At 50.9% G+C, this 24,402-nt stretch carries 23 protein-coding genes; 18 read left to right on the forward strand and 5 right to left on the reverse strand.

All coding sequences use genetic code 11. From position 1 onward, the window contains the following. Positions 1 to 91 precede the first annotated feature (91 nt). On the forward strand, positions 92 to 1,267 hold the full coding sequence (gene manA, locus OGX96_RS18385; RefSeq protein WP_008784694.1) for a mannose-6-phosphate isomerase: 1,176 nt from the start codon (positions 92 to 94) through the stop codon (positions 1,265 to 1,267). 106 nt (positions 1,268 to 1,373) lie between these two features. After that, positions 1,374 to 2,882, forward strand: a complete 1,509-nt coding sequence (locus OGX96_RS18390; RefSeq protein ID WP_286583847.1) for a YdgA family protein — start codon at positions 1,374 to 1,376, stop codon at positions 2,880 to 2,882. 47 nt (positions 2,883 to 2,929) lie between these two features. Here OGX96_RS18390 and OGX96_RS18395 read toward each other — a convergent pair whose 3' ends face one another. Next, positions 2,930 to 3,958 carry a Mal regulon transcriptional regulator MalI gene (locus OGX96_RS18395; RefSeq protein ID WP_048226587.1) on the reverse strand — a complete coding sequence of 343 codons (1,029 nt, stop codon included), beginning with the start codon at positions 3,956 to 3,958 and terminating at the stop codon, positions 2,930 to 2,932. Positions 3,959 to 4,127: 169 nt separating this feature from the next. On the opposite strand from OGX96_RS18395, the gene malX reads away from it, so the two are divergent. The 3 genes from malX to OGX96_RS18410 all read left to right on the forward strand — a co-directional run bounded on the left by malX (position 4,128) and on the right by OGX96_RS18410 (position 8,451). Beyond that, positions 4,128 to 5,720, forward strand: coding sequence for a maltose/glucose-specific PTS transporter subunit IIBC (gene malX, locus OGX96_RS18400; RefSeq protein ID WP_286583849.1), 1,593 nt, complete (start codon positions 4,128 to 4,130; stop codon positions 5,718 to 5,720). Positions 5,721 to 5,730: 10 nt separating this feature from the next. Further along, positions 5,731 to 6,903 (forward strand): MalY/PatB family protein, encoded by a 1,173-nt coding sequence (locus tag OGX96_RS18405; RefSeq protein WP_286583851.1) that lies wholly within the window; start codon positions 5,731 to 5,733, stop codon positions 6,901 to 6,903. Positions 6,904 to 7,101: 198 nt separating this feature from the next. Further along, complete coding sequence (locus OGX96_RS18410) at positions 7,102 to 8,451, forward strand: sensor domain-containing diguanylate cyclase (protein WP_267970519.1); 1,350 nt, start codon at positions 7,102 to 7,104, stop codon at positions 8,449 to 8,451. Between the two features lie 44 nt (positions 8,452 to 8,495). Here the strand turns inward: OGX96_RS18410 and OGX96_RS18415 are convergent, their stop codons facing one another. Further along, the gene (locus OGX96_RS18415; protein WP_048235434.1) at positions 8,496 to 8,912 is read right to left on the reverse strand and encodes a hypothetical protein; all 417 of its coding nucleotides are present in this window, start codon (positions 8,910 to 8,912) and stop codon (positions 8,496 to 8,498) included. 442 nt (positions 8,913 to 9,354) lie between these two features. Between OGX96_RS18415 and add the strand changes: the two genes are divergently transcribed. Next, positions 9,355 to 10,356 carry an adenosine deaminase gene (gene add / locus OGX96_RS18420; protein WP_008784687.1) on the forward strand — a complete coding sequence of 334 codons (1,002 nt, stop codon included), beginning with the start codon at positions 9,355 to 9,357 and terminating at the stop codon, positions 10,354 to 10,356. Positions 10,357 to 10,460: 104 nt separating this feature from the next. Here add and OGX96_RS18425 read toward each other — a convergent pair whose 3' ends face one another. Further along, positions 10,461 to 11,501 carry an oxidoreductase gene (locus tag OGX96_RS18425; protein ID WP_186413426.1) on the reverse strand — a complete coding sequence of 347 codons (1,041 nt, stop codon included), beginning with the start codon at positions 11,499 to 11,501 and terminating at the stop codon, positions 10,461 to 10,463. Between the two features lie 241 nt (positions 11,502 to 11,742). On the opposite strand from OGX96_RS18425, the gene blr reads away from it, so the two are divergent. The 12 genes from blr to gstA all read left to right on the forward strand — a co-directional run bounded on the left by blr (position 11,743) and on the right by gstA (position 22,094). Next, the gene (blr, locus tag OGX96_RS18430; RefSeq protein ID WP_003029134.1) at positions 11,743 to 11,868 is read left to right on the forward strand and encodes a division septum protein Blr; all 126 of its coding nucleotides are present in this window, start codon (positions 11,743 to 11,745) and stop codon (positions 11,866 to 11,868) included. Between the two features lie 291 nt (positions 11,869 to 12,159). Beyond that, the gene (gene ydgT / locus OGX96_RS18435; RefSeq protein WP_008784684.1) at positions 12,160 to 12,375 is read left to right on the forward strand and encodes a transcription modulator YdgT; all 216 of its coding nucleotides are present in this window, start codon (positions 12,160 to 12,162) and stop codon (positions 12,373 to 12,375) included. Positions 12,376 to 12,466: 91 nt separating this feature from the next. Beyond that, complete coding sequence (locus OGX96_RS18440; RefSeq protein WP_020996422.1) at positions 12,467 to 12,907, forward strand: DUF2569 domain-containing protein; 441 nt, start codon at positions 12,467 to 12,469, stop codon at positions 12,905 to 12,907. A gap of 75 nt (positions 12,908 to 12,982) precedes the next feature. Continuing rightward, complete coding sequence (gene rsxA, locus OGX96_RS18445; protein WP_003029144.1) at positions 12,983 to 13,564, forward strand: electron transport complex subunit RsxA; 582 nt, start codon at positions 12,983 to 12,985, stop codon at positions 13,562 to 13,564. After that, the gene (gene rsxB, locus OGX96_RS18450) at positions 13,564 to 14,142 is read left to right on the forward strand and encodes an electron transport complex subunit RsxB (protein WP_032943340.1); all 579 of its coding nucleotides are present in this window, start codon (positions 13,564 to 13,566) and stop codon (positions 14,140 to 14,142) included. The genes rsxA and rsxB overlap by 1 nt, the downstream gene beginning before the upstream one ends. Then, complete coding sequence (gene rsxC / locus OGX96_RS18455) at positions 14,135 to 16,252, forward strand: electron transport complex subunit RsxC (protein ID WP_286583858.1); 2,118 nt, start codon at positions 14,135 to 14,137, stop codon at positions 16,250 to 16,252. Before rsxB ends, rsxC begins: the two co-directional genes overlap by 8 nt. After that, positions 16,253 to 17,305, forward strand: a complete 1,053-nt coding sequence (gene rsxD, locus OGX96_RS18460) for an electron transport complex subunit RsxD (RefSeq protein WP_008784680.1) — start codon at positions 16,253 to 16,255, stop codon at positions 17,303 to 17,305. A gap of 9 nt (positions 17,306 to 17,314) precedes the next feature. Then, complete coding sequence (gene rsxG / locus OGX96_RS18465; protein WP_234095851.1) at positions 17,315 to 17,935, forward strand: electron transport complex subunit RsxG; 621 nt, start codon at positions 17,315 to 17,317, stop codon at positions 17,933 to 17,935. Positions 17,936 to 17,937: 2 nt separating this feature from the next. Beyond that, positions 17,938 to 18,630, forward strand: a complete 693-nt coding sequence (locus OGX96_RS18470; protein WP_167819900.1) for an electron transport complex subunit E — start codon at positions 17,938 to 17,940, stop codon at positions 18,628 to 18,630. After that, on the forward strand, positions 18,630 to 19,265 hold the full coding sequence (gene nth / locus OGX96_RS18475) for an endonuclease III (protein WP_003029161.1): 636 nt from the start codon (positions 18,630 to 18,632) through the stop codon (positions 19,263 to 19,265). The genes OGX96_RS18470 and nth overlap by 1 nt, the downstream gene beginning before the upstream one ends. Positions 19,266 to 19,878: 613 nt before the next feature. Beyond that, a complete protein-coding gene (dtpA, locus tag OGX96_RS18480) occupies positions 19,879 to 21,384 on the forward strand; it encodes a dipeptide/tripeptide permease DtpA (RefSeq protein ID WP_020996425.1) in 1,506 nt (501 codons plus the stop codon). 104 nt (positions 21,385 to 21,488) lie between these two features. Further along, positions 21,489 to 22,094, forward strand: coding sequence for a glutathione transferase GstA (gene gstA, locus OGX96_RS18485; protein WP_003832787.1), 606 nt, complete (start codon positions 21,489 to 21,491; stop codon positions 22,092 to 22,094). Positions 22,095 to 22,177: 83 nt separating this feature from the next. Here the strand turns inward: gstA and pdxY are convergent, their stop codons facing one another. Continuing rightward, entirely contained in the window at positions 22,178 to 23,038 is an 861-nt protein-coding gene (gene pdxY, locus OGX96_RS18490; protein ID WP_286583861.1) for a pyridoxal kinase PdxY, read from the reverse strand. A 64-nt stretch (positions 23,039 to 23,102) separates the two neighbouring features. Further along, entirely contained in the window at positions 23,103 to 24,377 is a 1,275-nt protein-coding gene (tyrS, locus tag OGX96_RS18495) for a tyrosine--tRNA ligase (RefSeq protein WP_020996426.1), read from the reverse strand. Between the last annotated feature and the right edge of the window lie 25 nt (positions 24,378 to 24,402).

The raw sequence follows: 24,402 nt of genomic DNA on the forward strand, positions 1-24,402 counted from the left end.
AAGTACGACTTTTTACATGTGCAGGTTACTTCCCTCAGGGTTTCTTGGTTTAATAGCCGTAGAAAATTCAACATTGAAACAGGGCTTGATAATGCAAAAACTCATCAACTCAGTGCAGAACTACGCCTGGGGAAGTAAAACGGCGTTAACGGAACTCTATGGCATTGCCAACCCCACTCAGCAACCGATGGCTGAGTTGTGGATGGGCGCGCATCCGAAAAGCAGTTCGCAGGTTCTGGGCGCTGACGGTCAGACGGTTGCTCTGCGCGACGTTATCGAGCACGATAAATCCGCACTGCTAGGCGAAGCCGTAGCGCAACGTTTTGGTGAACTGCCCTTCCTGTTTAAAGTACTCTGCGCTGCTCAACCACTTTCGATTCAGGTTCATCCTAACAAGCACAATTCTGAAATTGGATTTGCCAAAGAAAACGCCGCGGGGATCCCGATGGATGCCGCCGAGCGCAACTACAAAGATCCTAACCACAAACCAGAACTGGTATTTGCTTTGACGCCTTTCCTGGCGATGAACGCATTCCGCGAGTTCTCTGACATTGTTGCATTGTTACAACCCGTTTCCGCCGCACATCCAGCTATTGCACATTTCCTGGAAGAACCGAGTGCGGAACGTCTGAGCTATCTTTTCGCCAGCTTGCTGAATATGCAGGATGAGGAGAAATCCCATGCGTTGGCGATCCTGAAATCAGCGCTGAACAGCCAGCAGGGTGAACCCTGGCAAACCATCCGTCTGATCGCTGACGTCTACCCGAACGACAGTGGGCTTTTCTCCCCGCTGCTGCTCAATGTGGTGAAACTCAATCCAGGCGAGGCTATGTTCTTATTTGCCGAAACCCCGCACGCTTACCTGCAAGGTGTGGCGCTTGAGGTGATGGCTAACTCGGACAACGTGCTGCGTGCCGGACTGACGCCAAAATATATTGATATCCCGGAACTGGTCGCCAACGTGAAGTTTGTCGCCAAGCCAGCAAACCAGTTACTGACCACGCCGGTTGAATCTGATGGTGAACTGGACTTCCCGATCCCGGTTGACGATTTTGCGTTCTCCCTGCATGAGCTTACTACCAGTGGCGCAGATATCAGCCAGCAAAGTGCGGCTATTTTGTTCTGCATAGAGGGTGAAGCCGTGCTGAGCAAAGGCGAGCAACGTCTGGTTCTGCGACCGGGTGAATCGGCCTTTATTGGTGCGAATGAATCGCCGGTTAACATCAGTGGCGCAGGTCGTTTAGCCCGGGTTTATAACAAGCTATAGCAAGATACTGATATTTTTAACAACTCTTGCTAAGCTGTAGTGAGTTAAAGACATGTCACTCCTCCAGGCGTCTTCAAACGCCTGGTTTTATTTTATGGATATCGAAATGAAAAAATCGCTGGTAGCTGCGGGTGTGGTGGTTGCGCTGGGTATCGTCTGGACGGGCGGCGCCTGGTACACAGGTAAGAAACTTGAAACGCATCTCGCCGAGATGGTGACACAGGCAAACGATCAGTTAAAACGTTTCTCCCCTGAGGCGGGCATTGAACTGAGTTATCAAAACTACCAGCGCGGGGTGTTCAATAGCCAACTGCAATTGGTGGTGAAACCAATCGCCGGGCAGGCAGATTCCTGGCTAAAACCGGGGCAAAGTATCGTCCTGAATGAAACCGTCGATCACGGTCCATTCCCGCTGGCTCAGTTGAAATCACTGAATCTGGTCCCGGCTATGGCCTCCGTGAAAACGACTCTGGTCAATAACGACGTTACCAAACCGCTGTTTGATATTGCTAAAGGTGAGTCGCCATTTGTCATTAACTCCCGTATCAGCTACAGCGGCGATACCCGTTCCGATCTCTCCCTCAAACCACTGAACTATGAGAAAGGCGACGAAAAAGTAGCCTTCAGTGGCGGGGAATTCCAGTTTACAGCAGACAAAGAAGGTAATGCTGTCTCGCTGACAGGCAATGCGCAAAGCGGCGTGGTCAATGCGGTCAACGAGTATGACCAGAAAGTACAAATGACTTTCAATAACCTGAAAACTGAGGGTTCCAGCAGTATTGCCAGCTTTGGTGAGCGCATAGGCGACCAGAAATTGTCACTCGATAAACTGTCGATTTCCGTCGAAGGTAAAGAGTTGGCGGTTCTGGAAGGCATGGGTATTGATGGTAAATCCGATCTGATCAACGACGGTAAAACTGTCAACAGCCAGTTGGATTACACGCTGAACAGTCTGAAATTGCAGGGTCAGGATATGGGTAGCGGTAAACTGACGCTGAAAGTTGGCCAGATTGACGGTGAAGCATTACACCAGTTCAGTCAGCAGTATAGCGCCCAAACCAAGGCGCTGATGGCGCAGATTGATGTGGTACAAAATCCTGAGCTTTATCAGCAAAAAGTCACTGAAGCCTTCTTCAATGCGCTGCCGATTCTGATGAAAGGCGAGCCGGCTATCACCATAGCCCCGCTGAGCTGGAAAAATGCAAAAGGTGAAACTGCATTTAATCTGTCACTGCTGCTAAAAGATCCGACAGCAAATACTGAGGAACCACAAACGCTGGCTCAGGAAGTGGATCGTTCGGTCAAATCACTGGATGCTAAGCTGACGATTCCGGTTGATATGGCGACTGAGTTCATGACGCAGATTGCCAAAATTGAAGGCTATCAGCAGGAACAAGCGGCCGATCTGGCGAAACAACAGGTGAATGGCCTGGCGGCAATGGGTCAGATGTTCCGTATTACAACGATGCAGGACAACGTCATCGGCTCCAGCCTGCAATACGCAAACGGCCAGGTTACCTTAAACGGACAAAAAATGTCGCTGGATGAGTTTGTTGGCATGTTCGGTATGCCTTCTCTCGGCGAACCGGATGCCCCGGCTATTCCGCAACAGTAAATACGCGTGACAACAGGCCCGATAACCGTGTGTTTATCGGGCCTTTTTTATTTTGCCACCACCAGACGGGCGGAAAGCGTTAAGTTACGCGAATGACCATCATCGTGCCCAATGCGCTGTAGCATGCGCTCAGCAAGGGTATATCCCATTTCACGCGCGGGCGTACAGGCCCAAATAATGGGGATATCGTCCAGTGCATTTTCCGCTACATCGGCAAATCCAGCTAACGAGATCTGCTGTTCGAAGTAGCGATCTACGCCAATTTCACCACTCTGACGCCCTGCTCTCATCAGGCCAAACCAGGCGCCAACGGCTATGGTTTCGTTGTAGCACACCACTGCGCTGATCGTTGGGTTACGACGTAACAGCGCGGTCACCTCCTCTGCGGCCTGCTTTTGGCTGGATGAGCACTCCAGCACCCAGTCGCTATGAAACGGTAAACCATACTTTAGCAACGTCGTACAATAGCCGCCGACACGCTCTGCGCGGGTCAATGAAGAACTCTGCCCCCCCAACCACGCGATGCGCTGATGCCCATGGCGTATCAGATGTTCAACCAGCAATTGCGCTGCCTGCATGTTGTCAGGCCTGACGGTGTCGACGTCATCCAGGTAGCTGGCCCGAGACGCAAACACTACCGGAATCCCCTTATCGGCGGCCAGTTGTTGTAGGTCGTCGCTACTGCCGGCAGCCCCGGCGATCACCACACCATCAACCCCTTGATTAAGCAGCATAGCGAAACGCTGCGCCAGCTGTTCGCCATCTCTGCCACCATGTAATAAAAAGACCATGCGCCCCTGCGCTTCTAAAGCTTCCGTCAGACCCGCCGTCAACTCGGCGTAAAACGGGGTGGAAAGGTCGCGCACGATCAAACCAATTACCCCGCTCTGCCCGCCACGCAGCGCTGATGCCTGGCGATTACGCACAAACCCCAGTTGCTCAATAGCGGCATTCACCCGTTCGCCGGTCGCGGATGAAATACGGCCTTTTCCACTGAGCACCAATGAGACGGTACTAACCGAAACGCCCGCGGCCAGCGCAACATCATGGATGGTTATTTTTTTGGCTATAGCCATAAAAACGGAAAACTCCCTGATAACGTGACGGATAAAACGTTTTATCAATCACATATATTTATACGCCCTATTATCGTTCGATAATGTGATTTATACCGCACTAAAATTAGGTAAAACGTTTTATCTTCTCGCCATCATTAGTCAGCTAGCTTTTACGAGGAGTCGTTTGATGACGACGAGAACCACACCAAAAATTACGTTATGGGAATTTTTCCAGCAGTTGGGCAAAACCTTTATGCTGCCCGTGGCTCTGCTCTCATTCTGCGGGATCATGTTAGGGATCGGCAGCTCGTTAAGTAGTCATGATGTCTTAACGCTGATTCCGGCATTGGGTAATCCGGTACTGCAGGCTATTTTTACCTGGATGAGCAAAGTAGGCTCATTTGCGTTTAGCTTCTTACCGGTGATGTTCTGTATTGCCATACCTCTCGGCCTGGCCCGCGAGAACAAAGGCGTAGCGGCATTTGCCGGTTTTGTTGGTTATGCGGTGATGAACCTTGCCGTCAACTTCTGGTTAACCGCGAAAGGTATCTTGCCTACCACGGATGCCTCGATCCTGAAGGCTAACAACGTGCAGAATATCCTGGGGATCCAGTCGATCGACACCGGGATCCTCGGCGCTGTTATTGCCGGGATCATCGTCTGGATGCTGCATGAACGTTTCCACAACATTCGCCTGCCGGATGCACTGGCCTTCTTCGGCGGTACCCGCTTTGTACCAATTATCTCTTCGGTGGTGATGGGACTGGTCGGCCTGGTCATTCCCCTGGTTTGGCCGGTTTTCGCCATGGGCATTAACGGGCTCGGCCACATCATCAACAGCGCGGGCGAATTTGGTCCAATGCTGTTTGGTACCGGTGAACGTCTGCTGCTGCCGTTTGGTCTGCATCATATTCTGGTGGCACTCATTCGCTTCACCGAAGCTGGCGGCACGCAGGAAGTCTGCGGTCACAGCGTGAGCGGCGCACTGACTATTTTCCAGGCTCAACTGAGCTGCCCGACAACACAAGGTTTCTCTGAAAGCGCAACCCGCTTCCTGTCGCAGGGTAAAATGCCGGCGTTCCTCGGTGGTTTGCCGGGGGCAGCGCTCGCTATGTACCACTGTGCTCGCCCTGAAAATCGTCATAAAATTAAAGGGCTGTTAATTTCTGGTCTCATTGCCTGCGTGATCGGCGGTACAACCGAACCACTCGAGTTCTTATTTCTGTTCGTTGCCCCTGTTTTGTATGTAATCCACGCTCTGCTGACCGGTCTTGGTTTCACCGTGATGGCGGTGTTAGGCGTCACCATCGGTAACACGGACGGTAACCTGATTGACTTTGTTGTATTCGGCATCCTGCACGGACTCTCTACCAAGTGGTATTTGGTCCCTGTCGTGGCTGCGATCTGGTTCGCGGTGTACTACGTGATCTTCCGTTTCGCCATCACACGCTTCAATCTGAAGACCCCGGGGCGGGACGTCGAAATTGCCAGCAATATCGATAAAGTCATGGCGGGAGCACCGGGTAAATCCGGTTACAACGTCCCTGCCATTCTGGTGGCGCTGGGCGGTGCGGAAAACATTGTCAGCCTTGATAACTGCATTACCCGTCTGCGCTTGTCAGTGAAGGATATGTCGCTTGTGAACGTACAGGCACTGAAGGACAATCGCGCCATTGGCGTAGTGCAACTCAATCAGCATAATCTTCAGGTTGTTATTGGTCCGCAGGTCCAGTCAGTGAAAGACGAGATCGCAGTTCTGATGAACACCGTACAGGCTTAAGGACAACAATATGTTTGATTTTTCAAAGGTTGTGGACAGGCATGGTACCTGGTGTACTCAGTGGGATTACGTTGCCGACCGTTTTGGTTCAGCCGACCTTCTGCCGTTCACTATCTCCGATATGGATTTTGCCACCGCCCCCTGCATTCTGGAGGCGCTGACTCAGCGCCTGTCACATGGCGTGTTGGGTTACAGTCGCTGGAAAAATGATGAATTTCTGGCGGCGATTAGCCACTGGTTTCTATCGCGTCATAATACCCAAATCGATCCTGAGTCGCTGGTTTATGGCCCCTCGGTCATCTATATGGTATCGGAGCTAATCCGCCAGTGGTCTTCTGCGGGTGATGCGGTGGTTATTCATACGCCGGCTTACGACGCGTTTTACAAAGCGATTGAAGGTAATCAGCGCCAGGTATGCGCTGTCGGACTTGAAAAACGCGCTGACGGCTGGTTTTGCGACATGGTTGCACTAGAGAAAGCCCTGTCCCGGCCTGAAAGCAAAATTCTCCTGCTTTGCAGCCCGCACAACCCAACCGGTAAGGTGTGGACGCGCGATGAACTGGAAACCATGGCGGAGCTGTGTCAGCGCCACGGTGTAAAAGTCATCTCTGATGAGATCCATATGGATATGGTATGGGCAGACCAGCCACACATCCCGTGGAGTAACGTCGCGCGCGACAGTTGGGCGCTGTTCACCTCCGGTTCAAAGAGCTTCAATATTCCGGCATTAACCGGGGCTTACGGGATTATTGAGGATGAGCAGAGTCGCAACGATTACCTCAGTGCGTTAAAGGGTCGGGATGGTCTTTCCTCACCTGCAGTGCTCGCGCTTAGCGCACATATCGCAGCCTACCAACAGGGCGCTAGCTGGCTTGATGCGCTGCGGGATTATCTTGCCAGTAACCTGGATTACATCGCGCACGAGCTGAATAACGCATTCCCCGAACTGAACTGGCAGGTTCCGCAATCCACCTATCTGGCATGGATTGACTTGCGTCCACTCAACCTTGATGACCACGCACTGCAGGATGCACTCATCCATCAGCAGAAAGTCGCCATCATGCCCGGATACACATACGGAGAAGAAGGACGCGGTTTTGTGCGCCTCAATGCCGGATGTCCACGTTCCAAGCTTGAAAAAGGCGTTCAGGGGTTGATTAACGCCATCCGCACAATAAGTTAAATAGTCTTGCGCAATGAAGAACTCATTGCGCAACTCCTTATATAAAAAAACAAATCTGTTTTTTATCGTTTTTTTTAATACTAATTCCTCCCTGACTTTTCCTGCCAGTCAAAATCAACAGCAATAAAAATCAAAAAGACAAAATACAAAGCTGAGAAGATAGCCAAAATATAGCGCTGTTTTATATACATAAAAATCATGAATACAACACAAATAAACATTCACAAAAAGAATTTAACTTTTTTTTTACTCCTGTCCCTAACAACATCCATTTTTCTTTGGTATATCCCTTTTAGTAATCAGCGTTATAGCCTCTCTTTTTACCCGGTTATTGCAACCTTTGCTGGTGTATTGCACATTCAGACTGGGTGCTTTATGACGATGAATTACATGAGTTATCGGCGCAAAAAATATCTTTTACCCCTGGCCTGCGCGTTTTATTTCTCAGGGGTTTTCTTATTTCTTGCGCTCTATATTTATTTTTATAAAAACGGTCTTCCTGGTGTCATCTACAATGACATTGCTGTTTTATACTTTATGAGGAACATGTTAATTACGGGGTTGTTTTTTGCAACATACTATTTATATACGTTTAAAAATAAAAAAGAAAAGCATGGTAAAACAGTTGTTTACGCCACTTATTTATGGTGCATGTTGCATCTGGTAATGGCTATCCTCTACTCCATCCGTATTACGCCAATATCGTTTCAGTTGGTTGACACAGAAACGTTTGAATGGCTTAGACCCTGGCGTGGTAGCTTTATTTATGTCCTCATTATCTTGTGGACCTGTATCGTTTTATTAGGGGCAAAATTAACCCGGCTAAAAACACAGTTTTGGGTAAGTATGTCACTGGTTGCCCTGAGCAATCTGTTAAGTGTCATCATTATGCTGAAGTACACGCATATAGACTCCGCTGGATGGTATCTCGCCAGAGGCCTGGAGTGCCTTAGCGCAATGGCCGTGATGATCGTGCTCATGTCTGATATTTTCAAGCGCTACAAAGCCTCACGTCAGGCCTATGAATTATCCTATGAAAATTCAGTCCGCGACCCGATGACCCGACTTTTCAACCGTGGCTATTTTTATAACGCACTCAGCAATGAGATTAAAATGACAGCGCCCCATAAACCCCTGAGCATTGTCTTTTGCGACATTGATTTCTTTAAGTCGGTCAATGACACCTGGGGACATTTGCAGGGTGACAGAGTGATAATCAAACTGTCAGAAATTATGCAGCGACTGAGTCGGCGTAACGACATCGTGGCACGCATTGGCGGAGAAGAGTTTGCTATTCTGCTACCTGAAACTAACGCTGATGCAGCATTTAACATCGCAGAGCGAATCAGAAAACACGTAGAACAACAAACTCAGGCCACGACTAAAGGTGATTTTCCACGCATCATCACCATCAGCCTGGGTATCGTAACCTCGGTTGATAACCGTTCAGCCCCCGAACAACTTGCTGATTGCGCAGACCGCGCCCTGTATATGGCAAAAAACCGAGGCCGTAATTGCGTTGTGGCCTATTCTGGCGAAGAAGTTTAATAGCAAAGGAAAAGATCACCACCAGGGCGATCTTTTCCTCATGATCAGTTGGTAATTTTCATGTGCAACTGGAATGCGTTGGTTTTCCCCTCATCCTTCGCCGCGCCTTTTTGATATATTCTGATGGTATACTTACCGCTGGCAGGCAGCGTATTTTTATAAGTGTCACCACTCATCATGCCATCAAAAATGAATTGTTCGCCCGGTGCAATAATACTCATGAAAGGATGAGGCCAGGCGCTTTTCAGAACTGCTTGCATGGTCTGCCCTTTTTTGGCGACAAACGTATAATCTTTTGTTTTATCACCAGTAATTGTCCCCTTGATATCTGCGCCACTGGTGCCTTTCTTAAACTGGATTACATGCGTTTCATCCGCTTTATACGCCGCATGCGCAGGCACAGTTGCCAGCAGCAAACTTCCACAGAACATTGTACTGACAATTAGCTTTACACTTTTCACTTTATTAATACCCTCAGTCGTTATTGTGTTTTTATAACATACCTCGCAGCACATTCATAAACTGGAAAGTGTCCATTTTTCGCTATTAGCAATGTTATTCAATAAATATCCGAGTGAAATAACACTGACAGACAGTAATTAAATAAAAACGAGGTAAATAATCTTAAAATAAAATCATTTTATTACACACATGCTGCAGGAAATGCGTTATTGCTTACTTTACGCCCGTCTTACCACCGCAAGGCAAAAGCATCGTGATACGGTCTCAAGGATCAGGGAGTCGGAACACCACTCTGTTGGTACGCTAACAGCATGGTCAACAATTTGGCGATGCTTGCTTCCCCATAACCCCGAACTCTGCACTGCTTTTTTTAAAGTTTTTAGAGGAACATTTTTCTGTTGTATAATGGCCTGCACTTTACCTAAATACACGAGTGCGACCATGATTGATACTTCCCTCCCCCTGACCGACGTCCATCGCCACCTTGATGGTAACATCCGTGCACAAACGATCCTGGATCTGGGCCGTCAGTTCAACTTAACGCTTCCGGCACAAACGTTGGAAACGCTGATCCCTCATGTGCAAGTCACATCAACTGAGCCAGATTTAGTGAGTTTTTTATCCAAGCTCGACTGGGGCGTGAAGGTACTGGCCTCGCTGGATGCGTGTCGTCGCGTGGCATTTGAAAATATTGAGGACGCAGCACGTAACGGCCTGCACTATGTTGAACTGCGTTTTTCCCCAGGCTACATGGCGATGGCGCATCAGCTCCCGGTTGCAGGTGTAGTTGAAGCCGTCATCGCAGGCGTACGCGAGGGCTGCAAGACCTTTGGCGTCGAAGCTCGCTTAATTGGCATTATGAGCCGTACTTTCGGCGAAGCCGCCTGTCTGCAGGAACTGGATGCGCTGTTAGCCCACCGAGACCATATTACGGCACTGGATCTGGCCGGTGACGAACTGGGGTTCCCGGGCAGCCTGTTCCTGTCTCACTTCAATCAGGCACGCGACGCCGGCTGGCATATCACCGTACATGCGGGCGAAGCCGCGGGACCAGAAAGCATCTGGCAGGCCATTAAAGAGCTAGGCGCTGAGCGTATTGGTCACGGCGTTAAAGCCGTTGAAGATCGTGCGTTGATGGATTACCTCGCCGAGCACCGTATCGGCATCGAATCCTGCCTGACATCAAACATTCAGACCAGCACCGTTGCCTCACTAGCGAACCATCCGCTGAAAACGTTCCTTGAGCATGGCGTTATCGCCAGTTTGAATACGGACGACCCGGCTGTTCAGGGTGTGGATATTATTCACGAGTACACCATTGCCGCACCAGCTGCAGGCCTAACGCCCGAACAGATCCGCCAGGCGCAAATCAACGGTCTGGAAATGGCATTCCTGAGTAACGAGGAAAAACGAGCCTTGCGCGAGAAAGTCGCCGCAGCGTAACAGGTAAAGTGCCGGATGGCGCTAACGCTTATCCGGCCTACGTTGGTTTTCATTGTAGGCCGGATACGATGCCAGGAAGGTACCGCCTTGCGCCATTTACCTAATCAGGCAAGGCACAGCGTCGAACGATGTTTCGCAGATTCTATACCCAGCTCAATCAGCTCCATAATTTGGATAGCCTGTCTCGCCGGTACCGGGTTTTCACCGTTGCCGTTTAGCGCATCACGAATGCCAGCATAGTACGCCGGATAGTTGCCCGGTACGGTCAGCCAGGTTTCTTCAACCTGCTCTTCGCCTTCTACTCGGGTCAATATGCCATCGCGCATATCATAACCCCAGTCTTCCTGAGGCAGGCGCTCGCCATTTTTCAGGCGCTCTTCCTGCGGGTCAAGACCATACTTCACATAGCTGCCACGCGATCCGTGCACAATATAACGGGCCGATTCTGCAGCAGCAAGCATGGTGCCATGCAGGATCACACGACGCTGCGGATACGTCAGGATGGCATGGAAGTAATCCGTCGCCTGCGCGCCCGGACGCAGCTGGGCCAGGTCTACCGTCAGGCTGACGGGCAAACCAAACAGATTAATCGCCTGATCCAAAAGATGCGGTGCTAAATCGTACCAGATACCGCTTCCCGGACCGCCCTGTTCACGCCAACGGTCACGAACCTGTGGGCGGAAACGATCGAAATGGGACTCGAAATACGCCACCTCTCCCAAAACACCATCCGCCAGCAGAGCTTTCAGCGTCAGAAAATCACTGTCCCAGCGACGGTTATGGAATACAGACAACACACGCCCCAGGCTACGTGCCAGCGCATCCAACTCACGTGCTTGTGACAGTGTCACGGTAAAGGGCTTATCAACAACCACATGTTTGCCCGCTTCCAACGCTGCTTTCGCTAACGGGAAGTGCGTGTCGTTTGGCGTGGGGATCACAATCAGGTCGATATTTGGATCGTTAAAAAGATGCTTAGGCTCAGCAACAACCGTTACCGTAGGCCAGTCTGCCTTCACTTTTGCTTCATCACTACTGGACACTGCAGCCAGTTCCAGACCCGGCGTGCCCACAATCAGTGGGGCATGGAAGGTTTTGCTGGCATAACCATAGCCAATTAGCCCAACGCGGATGTTGTCACTCATGTTATTGCCTCTCAATTCAGGACTGACCTATTTCACACCATACCTTGCAACGTCTCAATAGTTTAATAACCTTTGCGCTACAAAGGTTGTTTTTTAACTTAAGTCAAACATATGCCACTTATGCTTAACTTGCAGCGAAAAAGAGGTAGAAATCGTTCCCAATCATCTTGCTGTATTAATGAGAGATTAGTAACATTTGCAGCCTGTGTTTATGGATAAATCAAAACAAATGTCATCAGTAATGAATCGTCTTATTGAATTAACAGGTTGGATTGTTCTCGCCGTCTCCGTGATCCTGCTGGGTGTTGCCAATCATATTGACAATTACCAGCCACCAGAGCCCGTTGCGGCAGTGCAGAAAAAATAAGCATCCGCAGCCTTTTATTGCCCGGCAATTAACATTGGTAGTTGCAGGGTCTGCCGGTAAAAGATCGCTTTCTGTCAAAAAAAGCGAATTATGCCGCGTCCCGCTCCGCTGCATATTGCCAGCGATCGCTAAGCGCGTTACCCTTGCTCAAGACGCGCATAGCGCCTGATTTTTCACAGGTATGAACACTCTTCTTACATTTGCACGTAAATGCGCTTTTACCTGTGCTCGTTGTTTATTTTTATATTTTCTACTCCGTTGGTATTATTTTATTAATATGGATCTGCATTTATGACCGTTCAGGATTACTTATTAAAATTCCGCAAAATCAGTTCGCTCGAAAGTCTGGAAAAACTGTTCGACCATCTTAACTACACGCTCACCGATGATAACGACATTATCAATATGTACCGTGCCGCAGACCATCGCCGTGCGGAGCTTATCTCCGGAGGTCGTCTGTTTGATGTTGGTCAGGTACCTAAATCAGTCTGGCATTACGTGCAATAAAGAAGAAAGTAGCGCTCAACGTTAAAAGCTTTATAATAATTGCCCCAAAATGAATGGCATGATTGATTGCGCGCGTAAACCTGGAGAAGAGATGACTACGACACCGGCACAACGTATCGGAGGCTGGCTACTTGGGCCACTGGCCTGGCTGTTAGTCGCGTTGTTGAGCGCTTCGCTGGCGTTATTACTTTATGTCACTGCGCTGGCTACACCACAAACCTTCAAAACGCTGGGTGAGCAAAGTACGGCAAATTTGCTGTTATGGGGTGTTTCCTTTATTACCGCGATCGCCATGTGGTATTACACACTGTGGCTGACGATTGCGTTTTTCAAACGCAGAGCCTGTGTACCTAAGCATTACATTCTGTGGCTGCTGATCTCCGTGTTGCTGGCGATTAAAGCGTTTGCGTTTTCACCCGTCCCAGACGCTTTTGCCGTGCGCCAACTGCTGTTCCCATTACTGGCTGCAGCACTGTTGGTGCCCTACTTCAAACGATCGCAGCGCGTTAAATCGACGTTTGTGAACCCGTAATAACCCTACAGTTAACCTGTTGTCGCCTGTTGAAGATTGTCAGATAATAGGCGGCTTTTTATTTCAGGCCGAAAAATGACTGATTACCTGCTGCTGTTTGTCGGAACTGTACTGGTCAATAACTTTGTACTGGTGAAGTTTCTGGGCCTTTGCCCGTTTATGGGCGTTTCCAAAAAACTGGAAACCGCAATGGGTATGGGCCTTGCCACGACGTTTGTCATGACACTGGCATCCATCTGCGCTTGGCTGATTGATACCTGGATCCTAATTCCGCTCAATCTCATCTATCTGCGCACGCTGGCTTTTATTCTGGTTATCGCCGTCGTCGTGCAGTTTACCGAAATGGTTGTGCGCAAAACCAGCCCTGCACTGTACCGCCTGCTGGGGATCTTCCTACCGCTGATCACCACTAACTGCGCAGTGTTAGGTGTGGCGCTACTGAACATCAACCTCGGCCATAACTTTTTACAGTCGGCGCTATACGGTTTTTCCGCCGCCGTCGGCTTCTCGCTGGTGATGGTACTGTTCGCCGCGATCCGCGAACGCCTCGCCGTGGCGGACGTCCCAGCGCCGTTTCGCGGCAATGCAATTGCGCTGATTACCGCTGGTTTAATGTCATTGGCCTTTATGGGCTTTAGTGGTTTGGTGAAGTTGTAATGAATGCTATCTGGATTGCCGTTGCCGCAGTGAGTCTACTGGGTCTGGCGTTCGGCGCTATTTTGGGGTACGCCTCACGACGTTTTGCCGTTGAAGATGATCCGGTCGTGGAGAAAATTGATGAAATTCTCCCGCAAAGCCAGTGTGGCCAGTGCGGCTATCCGGGCTGTCATCCTTACGCTGAAGCGATCGGGTCTCAGGGTGAAAAAATTAACCGTTGCGCCCCCGGCGGCGAAGCGGTGATGTTAAAAATTGCCGCCCTGCTGAATGTCGATCCGCAGCCTATTGATGGCGATGAACAAGACGTTACGCCGGTGCGAATGCTGGCGGTCATTGATGAAAACAACTGTATTGGGTGCACTAAGTGTATTCAGGCCTGCCCGGTCGATGCCATCGTGGGCGCGACCCGCGCCATGCACACGGTAATGAGCGATCTCTGCACCGGGTGCAACCTGTGCGTTGACCCGTGCCCGACGCAATGTATTGAATTACGCCCGGTAGCCGAGACACCCGATAGCTGGAAATGGGATTTAAACACCATCCCTGTGCGCATCATTCCCGTGGAACAACATGTTTAAGTTATTCTCTGCATTCAGAAAAAATAAAATCTGGGACTTTGATGGCGGCATTCATCCACCAGAAATGAAAACCCAGTCAAACGGAACGCCGTTGCGACAGGTTCCGCTGGCGCCGCGTTTCGTTATTCCGCTGAAACAACATATTGGTGCGGAGGGTGAACTGTGCGTAAACGTGGGTGACACCGTGCTGCGTGGTCAGCCCTTAACCCGCGGACGTGGCAGAATGCTTCCAGTCCATGCGCCAACATCAGGCACCGTTGTTGCCATTGCCCCGCACTCCACCGCGCATCCTTCGGCACTGGCTGAGTTGAGCGTCATCATAGACGCCGATGGCGAAGATCGCTGGATTGAGCGAGACGGCTGGACCGATTATCGCTCCCACAGCCGGGAAGAGCTGATTACGCGTATTCATCAGTACGGCGTCGCCGGGCTGGGTGGCGCAGGTTTTCCCACCGGCGTTAAACTGCAGGGCGGCGGAGATAAAATTGAAACGCTGATCATTAACGCCGCCGAATGCGAGCCGTACATTACGGCAGATGACCGCCTAATGCAGGACTGTGCCGCTCAGGTCGTCGAAGGTATCCGCATCCTGGCGCACATTCTTCAGCCACGCGAGATCCTCCTGGGTATCGAAGATAACAAACCGCAGGCAATATCTATGCTGCGCGCGGTGCTGGCTGATTCACACGACATTAGCCTACGCGTGATCCCCACCAAGTACCCATCCGGCGGGGCCAAGCAGTTAACACAAATCCTGACCGGCAAGCAGGTTCCCCACGGCGGACGCTCCTCTGATATCGGCGTATTGATGCAAAACGTCGGAACCGCCTATGCAATTAAACGTGCAGTAATCGACGGAGAGCCGATCACCGAACGTGTCGTGACGCTAACCGGTGAAGCAGTCAGTCGTCCGGGCAACGTCTGGGCGCGTTTAGGTACGCCGGTTCGTCATCTGCTCAACGACGCGGGCTTCTGCCCTTCCGCCGACCAGATGGTGATTATGGGCGGGCCGCTGATGGGCTTTACGCTGCCGTGGCTGGATGTCCCGGTGGTGAAGATAACCAACTGTCTTCTGGCCCCCTCTGCCAGTGAAATGGGTGAAACGCCAGAAGAGAAAGGCTGCATTCGCTGTAGCGCATGCGCCGATGCCTGTCCGGCCGATCTCCTGCCACAACAGCTTTACTGGTTCAGTAAAGGGCAACAGCACGACAAAGCGACGGCCCACAATATCGCCGACTGTATTGAATGCGGTGCCTGCGCCTGGGTATGCCCAAGCAATATTCCACTGGTACAGTATTTCCGTCAGGAAAAAGCCGAGATTTACGCCATTAGTCAGGAAGAAAAGCGCGCCGCAGAAGCAAAAGCTCGGTTTGAAGCCCGACAGGCGCGCCTTGAACGTGAAAAAGCAGCACGTCTTGAACGCCATAAGAGCGCCGCTGCTCAGCCGGCGGCCAAAGATCATGATGCCATTGCCGCCGCGCTGGCTCGCGTAAAAGAAAAGCAGGCTCAGGCGCTGCAACCGGTGGTCATTCAGGCAGGTGAAAAACCTGACAATAGCGCCGTGATTGCCGCACGCGAGGCGCGTAAGGCGCAAGCTCGTGCTTCCCGTAAGGAAAATCCGCCGCAAAGTGAAGGCAGCAGCACGGGTACAGACCCGCGTAAAGCTGCCGTGGAAGCGGCAATTGCCCGCGCCAAAGCCCGCAAGCTTGAGCAAGAAGCGGTAACAGAAACGGCCGAACCGGTTGATCCGCGTAAGGCTGCCGTGGAAGCAGCAATCGCTCGCGCCAAAGCCCGCAAACTTGAACAAGCAGCGGTAACAGAAACAGTCGAACCGGTTGATCCGCGTAAAGCTGCCGTGGAAGCGGCAATCGCTCGTGCCAAAGCTCGCAAGCTTGAGCAGCAGGCGGTAACAGAAACAACCGAACCGGTTGATCCGCGTAAAGCTGCCGTGGAAGCGGCAATCGCCCGCGCCAAAGCCCGCAAGCTTGAACAAGAAGCGGTAACAGAAACAGCCGAGCCGGTTGATCCACGTAAAGCCGCCGTCGCGGCCGCCATCGCACGCGCTCAGGCAAAGAAAGCCGCACAGCAGCAGGTTGTAAACGAGGAATAAATGGTATTCAGAATAGCAAGCTCCCCTTATACCCATAACCAGCGCCAGACATCGCGTATCATGATGCTGGTGTTACTTGCTGCATTGCCGGGGATCGCCGCTCAGTTGTGGTTCTTCGGCTGGGGCACGTTGTTCCAGATCGTTCTCGCTGCGATCAGCGCTATTGCTGCCGAAGCGGGTGTGCTTAAACTGCGTAAACAACCCATTGTGGCAATTTTAAAAGACAACTCTGCGCTACTCACTGGGTTGCTTTTGGCCGTCAGTATTCCGCCCCTCGCGCCATGGTGGATGGTGGTATTAGGCACGGTATTTGCGGTTATCATTGCGAAACAGCTGTATGGCGGGCTCGGGCAGAACCCGTTTAACCCTGCCATGATTGGTTATGTCGTGCTGCTCATCTCATTTCCGGTACAGATGACCAGTTGGCTGCCGCCGCATGAAATTGCAGCCACGGTGCCTGGTTTCTTTGACGCCCTGAACGTTATCTTTAACGGGCATACCGCCAGCGGAGGGGATATGAATTCGCTGCGTATGGGTATCGATGGTATCAGTCAGGCAACACCTCTTGATACCTTTAAGACATCCCTGCATGCCGGACGTACCGTTGAGCAGGTGATGCAATACCCGATCTACAGCGGCATGCTGGCAGGCGCTGGCTGGCAGTGGGTGAACCTTGCCTGGCTGGTTGGTGGCATCGTGCTGTTATGGCAAAAAGCGATTCGCTGGCATATCCCGGTTAGCTTCCTGCTGTCGCTCGCCGTTTGCGCCACTTTAGGTTGGATTTTTTCGCCAGACTCACTGGCATCGCCTCAGTTGCATTTGCTTTCCGGCGCGACGATGTTAGGTGCGTTCTTTATTCTTACCGATCCCGTTACAGCATCAACAACCAACCGTGGTCGTCTGATTTTTGGCGCGCTTGCGGGCCTGTTAGTGTGGTTGATACGCAGTTTTGGTGGTTATCCTGATGGCGTGGCTTTTGCCGTGTTGCTGGCCAATATCACGGTTCCCCTGATTGATTATTACACCCGCCCTCGCGTGTACGGACATCGCTAAGGACTAGATATGCTGAAAACGATTCGTAAACACGGTATTACACTGGCGCTGTTTGCTGCGGGCTCAACGGGGTTAACCGCAGCAATCAATCAATTAACCAAGTCAACCATTGATGAACAGGCCGCGATACAGCAAAAAACGCTGTTCGATCAGGTTCTGCCTGGCGATCGCTACAATAATAACTTGTCTGAAAGTTGTTATCTGGTCAATGCGCCAGCGTTAGGCAAAGGTACGCACCGTGTATATATTGCCAGCCAGGACGATCGTCCTGTTGCTGCGATTCTTGAAGCTACGGCGCCAGATGGTTATTCCGGGGCGATTCAACTGCTGGTGGGTGTCGATTTCACGGGTACCGTGTTGGGTACGCGGGTTACCGAACACCATGAAACACCTGGGCTGGGCGATAAAATCGAACTGCGACTGTCCGACTGGATCACCCATTTTAGCGGTAAAACAATTTCTGCGGATAACACCTCTCACTGGGCAGTGAAAAAAGATGGCGGCGACTTTGACCAGTTTACTGGCGCAACCATTACACCACGTGCGGTGGTTAACGCGGTTAAACGTGCCGGCCTGTATGCGCAGACGCTGCCTGCGCAACTCCCTCAACTTAGCGCCTGTGGAGAATAACCATGAGCGAAATTAAAGACGTGATTGTCCAGGGGTTATGGAAAAATAACTCCGCGCTTGTGCAACTACTCGGGATGTGTCCGCTGTTGGCCGTCACTTCTACCGCAACTAACGCGCTGGGTCTTGGACTTGCGACTACGCTCGTCCTGACGCTGACCAACCTGACGATTTCAGCCCTTCGCCGCTGGACACCGCCAGAAATTCGTATTCCGATTTATGTCATGATTATCGCCTCCGTGGTGAGTGCGGTACAGATGTTGATCAATGCCTACGCCTTCGGCCTGTATCAGTCTCTGGGCATCTTCATCCCGCTGATTGTAACCAACTGCATTGTTGTTGGCCGTGCAGAAGCCTTCGCCGCCAAAAAGGGCCCTGCGTTATCCGCACTTGATGGTTTCTCCATCGGCATGGGCGCAACAGGTGCCATGTTTGTTCTGGGCTCGCTGCGTGAAATAATTGGTAACGGTACACTGTTTGATGGTGCAGACGGTTTATTGGGTAGCTGGGCCAAAGTCTTGCGCGTTGAGATCTTCCATACTGATACGCCGTTTCTGCTGGCCATGCTGCCACCGGGCGCGTTTATTGGCCTGGGTCTGATGCTGGCGGTGAAGTATCTGATTGATGAGAAAATGAAGAAACGTCGTGCCGAGGCGGCTGTCGTGAACAGTCCCGCGGGTGAAACAGGGAATGCGTAATGAACAAAGCAAAACGTCTGGAAATACTGACGCGCCTGCGGGATAACAACCCGCATCCGACAACCGAGCTTAATTTTACATCGCCGTTTGAACTGTTGATTTCGGTCTTGCTCTCCGCACAAGCGACCGATGTCAGCGTCAATAAAGCGACAGCTAAGCTATACCCCGTCGCCAATACGCCGGCTGCGATGCTGGAGCTCGGTGTTGAAGGTGTTAAGTCCTACATCAAGACAATCGGTTTGTTTAACAGCAAAGCAGAAAACGTAATTAAAACCTGCCGCATTCTGCTGGAACAACATAATGGTGAAGTGCCTGAAGACCGTGCTGCGTTAGAAGCTCTCCCCGGCGTTGGGCGAAAGACGGCTAATGTGGTGTTAAATACCGCCTTTGGCTGGCCCACTATCGCTGTAGATACCCACATTTTTCGCGTCTGTAATCGCACGCAATTCGCCCCGGGTAAAAACGTCGAGCAGGTTGAAGAGAAGCTGCTGAAAGTCGTACCCAGTGAATTTAAAGTCGATTGCCATCACTGGTTAATTCTTCATGGTCGCTACACCTGCATCGCCAGAAAGCCGCGCTGTGGTTCCTGTATTATTGAAGATCTCTGCGAATTCAAAGAGAAAGTCGATATCTAATGCTGCCGGGGCATCCTCCTCGCCCCTTACATACATAACGATTAGTTATGCACTCCCCTGCGTTTATTTTCCCGACAATGATGCCATTCAATTGCTCATATCTAATGCAATATTCTTGTTAATTAACACCTGAGCAGGTTAATCGTTTTTTTAGCAAAAGAAATTTCTATCTATACGTGATCCAGATCATCCAGCTAACACAATGTTAATAAATTTTTATTTTTTAGTTAAGGTGACAATTAGATGACCCAACTGCACAGTTTCTAAACAAAACATTACACTGCCTATTTTTCAGATAATGGCCTATATCACTGGATTCAACCTTAAATAGCAGAACATATCGCCACATTGCGGTTATGGCGGTGATTAAACAGTGTAAAAATCTGCCATTTTAGAAATGAAGAAATTTAACGCTAGATAACATTTCACAGCCCCGACGATTTCACCAGTCATGATATATGTAACAGATTATTACAAACCACTTGTCTGAATGGTCAAGATAGTGAACATTACTTGCCGTTTCCCCTCCCACTATAACAATCGGACGGATGAACTTGACTCATCACGTACCTGAACACCCCCGTTGATATGGGATGTAAAAAAAGAGGTAAAAGTGTCTACTGCAAACAATAAACCAACAGAAAGCGTAAGTTTAAACGCCTTCAAACAACCAAAAGCGTTCTATCTCATTTTCTCTATTGAGCTGTGGGAACGTTTTGGTTATTACGGCCTGCAAGGGATTATGGCCGTCTACCTGGTTAAACAGCTGGGTATGTCAGAAGCGGATTCCATCACCCTTTTCTCGTCCTTTAGCGCCCTGGTGTACGGTCTGGTTGCCATTGGCGGCTGGTTAGGTGACAAAGTTCTGGGAACAAAACGTGTCATTATGCTGGGTGCCGTTGTGCTGGCCATCGGTTATGCGTTGGTAGCATGGTCCGGTCACGATGCGGGTATCGTTTATATGGGCATGGCGGCCATCGCGGTCGGTAACGGCCTGTTTAAAGCAAACCCATCCTCCCTGCTCTCTACCTGCTATGCCAAAGATGACCCGCGTCTTGATGGTGCATTTACCATGTACTACATGTCCGTCAACATCGGTTCATTCTTCTCTATGCTGGCAACACCGTGGTTGGCTGCGCGCTACGGCTGGAGCACCGCGTTCGCTCTGAGCGTCGTGGGTATGCTGATTACCGTTGTTAACTTCGCATTCTGTCAGCGCTGGGTTAAACAGTATGGTTCTAAACCTGACTTTGAACCGATCAACTTCCGTAACCTGCTGCTGACCATTGCTGGCGTTGTGGTACTGATCGCGATTGCAACCTGGTTGCTGCACAACCAGCAGATCGCACGTATGGTTCTGGGTGTCATTGCGCTGGGTATCGTGTTCATCTTCGGTAAAGAAGCCTTCACCATGCACGGTGCTGCGCGTCGTAAAATGATCGTCGCCTTCATCCTGATGCTGGAAGCGATTATCTTCTTCGTGCTGTACAGCCAGATGCCGACCTCACTGAACTTCTTTGCGATTCGTAACGTTGAGCACTCTATTCTTGGCATTGCTTTCGAACCTGAACAGTACCAGGCACTGAACCCGTTCTGGATCATCATTGGTAGCCCAATCCTCGCTGCTATCTATAACAAGATGGGCGATACCCTGCCGATGCCGACCAAGTTTGCGATTGGTATGGTGCTGTGTTCCGGTGCATTCCTGATCCTGCCGCTGGGCGCGAAATTCGCTACCGATGCAGGCATCGTTTCCGTTAACTGGCTGATTATCTGCTACGGTCTGCAAAGTATCGGTGAGCTGATGATCTCCGGTCTGGGTCTGGCAATGGTGGCACAGTTGGTTCCGCAACGCCTGATGGGCTTCATCATGGGTAGCTGGTTCCTGACCACTGCCGGTGCAAACATCATCGGTGGCTACGTAGCTAACATGATGGCTGTACCAGAGAACGTGACTGACCCGCTGATGTCCCTTGAAGTCTACGGTCGTGTGTTCCTGCAGATTGGTGTCGCAACGGCTGTTATCGCTGTTCTGATGCTGCTGACGGCTCCGAAACTGAACCGTATGACTCAGGACGATGACGTCAATGAGAAAGCCTCTAAGGCCGCGACAGCGTAATTCTCAGGGAAACTCATTTTCAGGCCGCTAACTGTTGTTAGCGGCTTTTTTTTTGCCTGAGGTAGCACTACCATACGATATACCTCAGCCAAAAGGAGTTACCGATGAAACTGTTCTACAAACCGGGCGCTTGTTCTCTCGCTTCCCACATCACACTTCGTGAGAGCGGTAAAGATTTCACGCTGGATGGTGTTGATCTGATGAAGAAACGTCTGGAAAATGGCGATGATTTTTTCGCGGTAAACCCAAAAGGGCAAGTTCCCGCACTGCTGCTGGATGACGGTACGCTACTTACCGAAGGTGTTGCCATCATGCAATACCTGGCGGACAGCGTGCCAGACCGCCAGCTCCTTGCCCCTACCAGCAGCCTCTCCCGTTACAAAACCATCGAATGGCTTAACTACATTGCGACAGAACTGCATAAAGGCTTTACGCCACTGTTCCGTCCCGATACGCCGGAAGACTTCAAGCCAACCGTTCGCGCGCTGCTGGAGAAAAAAATGCAGTATGTGAACGACTCGCTGAAAGATAACCAATGGATCTGCGGCCCGCGCTTCAGCATCGCCGATGCCTATCTGTTTACCGTACTGCGTTGGGCCTATGCGGTTAAGCTGAATATGGCAGGATTAAGTAATATCGACGCCTATATGGCGCGAATGGCTGAACGCCCGGCGGTTGCCGCTGCGCTGAAAGCAGAAGGGTTAAATTAATTGTTGTTGCCGGGTGGCACTTGCACATACCCGGCCTACAGCTAAAAATATGCCCGATAAGCGTGAGCGCCATCGGGCATCGATTACAGCTGCGTTGCGCTAAAGTAGTGTTCAGGCTTGGCGATACGGTCCTGCGCGGCCACGACCTGCAGCTCATACTCGTGCATCTCTTTGGTAGTGATCATCACTTCGTACACCGCCGCAGTCACATGCTCAAGCGCCTGTTGTAAAGATGCGCCCTGCAGCAGTTTCACCAGCAACAAACCACTCGTCACATCACCCACACCAACCGGTTGACGTGCGCCAAAATCGACTAACGGACGACTGATATGCCACGCCTGTTCAGCGGTGACCAGCAGCATTTCGAAACGGTCGGTGCTGATACCTGCGCGTGCCAGATGCTTCACCAGTACAATTTCAGGTCCCTGAGCGATCAGTTCACGCGCTGCTGCAACGGCCTCATCGATGTTGTTCACCGCATGCTCGCACAGAATTTCGAGCTCAACCAGATTTGGGGCAATAATGTCACTGGCCGGAAGCGCATGGCGTACATGAAATTCCGCCACTCCGGGTGCGACAATACACCCCTTTTCAGGGTGTCCCATCACCGGATCGCAAAAGTATTTTGCCTGCGGGTTTGCCGCTTTTACTTTGCGAACAATACCCAAAATATGCTCGCCCTGTTCTGCTGAGCCAAGATAGCCGCTCAGTACTGCGTCACAGGTCTGGAGTTTATCGATATCAGCAATGCCCTGAACAATTTCAGTCAGGTGGCTCGGCGGCATAACGCAACCGGTCCATTTGCCATACTGCGTGTGGTTTGAAAACTGAACGGTATTCAGCGGCCAGACATTTGCGCCAAGACGACGCATCGGAAATTCTGCTGCACTGTTGCCCGCATGACCAAAAACAACGTGGGACTGGATGGCGAGGATATTCTTCATTTTACTTACCACAACCCTGAAAAAATAAAGGGGCGTAGTTTCCCACGCCCCTGCTAACTCAATCTTACTTCCAGCAAATCAGACAATAGTTCTTCTTGCCACGACGCAGTAAGGTATAGCGCCCGAACAGGATATCACTATCCTGGAAGAAATATTCCGGATCGGACTGCTTCTCACCGTTGATGGTTACCGCGTTTGACGCAATAGTCTTACGTGCCTGACCGCGAGAAGGTTGCAGCTCGGAGTCCACCAGCGCCTGCATCAAATCGGCACCTTTGTCCATCTCGATCATCGGCACGCCATCCTGCGCCAACTGTTCGAAATCTGCTTCACTCAAATCGCTGAGATTGCCGTTGAACAAGCTTTCGGTAATGCGTTTTGCCGCGACCAGACCTTCTTCACCGTGAACCAGACGCGTAACCTGTTCGGCCAGAACATACTGGGCACGCGGCGCTTTACCGCTGTTTTTATCTTCTTCTTCCAGCGCATTGATTTCTTCAATGTCCATGAAAGTGAAGAATTTCAGGAAGCGATAAACGTCCGCATCGGCGGTGTTGATCCAGAACTGGTAGAATTTGTACGGACTGGTTTTCTTCGGATCCAGCCACACTGCGCCGCCTTCCGTCTTACCGAATTTGGTGCCATCAGCTTTAGTGATCAGCGGAACGGTCAGACCAAACACCTGATTCTGGTGCAAACGACGGGTTAAATCGATACCCGAAGTAATGTTACCCCACTGGTCAGAACCACCAATCTGCAGTGCCACGCCGTGCAGTTTGTTCAGGCAGGCAAAGTCATAACCCTGCAGCAGGTTGTAAGAAAACTCGGTAAAGGAGATCCCCTGATCGTCACGGTTCAGACGCTGCTTAACCGCTTCTTTGTTGATCATCTGGTTAACGGAGAAGTGTTTGCCGATATCACGCAGGAAAGTCAGTACGTTCATACCGCCAAACCAGTCGTAGTTGTTCGCAGCAATCGCCGAGTTGTCGCCACAGTCGAAATCGAGGAACGGTGCAACCTGTTTGCGGATTTTATCCACCCACTCCTGCACGGTGTCTTCGGTATTCAGTTTACGCTCGGCGGCTTTAAAGCTCGGGTCACCAATCAGACCGGTTGCGCCACCTACCAGTGCAACAGGCTTATGGCCTGCCTGCTGGAAGCGTTTCAGGCATAACAATGGAACCAGATGCCCCAAATGCAAGCTGTCAGCGGTAGGATCGAAGCCGCAATAGAGCGCGATCGGGCCTTGCGCCAGTCGCTCTGCTAACGCTTCCTCGTCCGTCACCTGGGCCACCAGCCCCCGCTCTTGCAATTGTTTAATCAAGTTACTGCTTGCCATCAAAATCTCCATGTATAAAACGACT

Source organism: Citrobacter sp. Cpo100 (assembly GCF_030332595.1).
Taxonomy (GTDB): Bacteria; Pseudomonadota; Gammaproteobacteria; order Enterobacterales; family Enterobacteriaceae; genus Citrobacter; species Citrobacter portucalensis.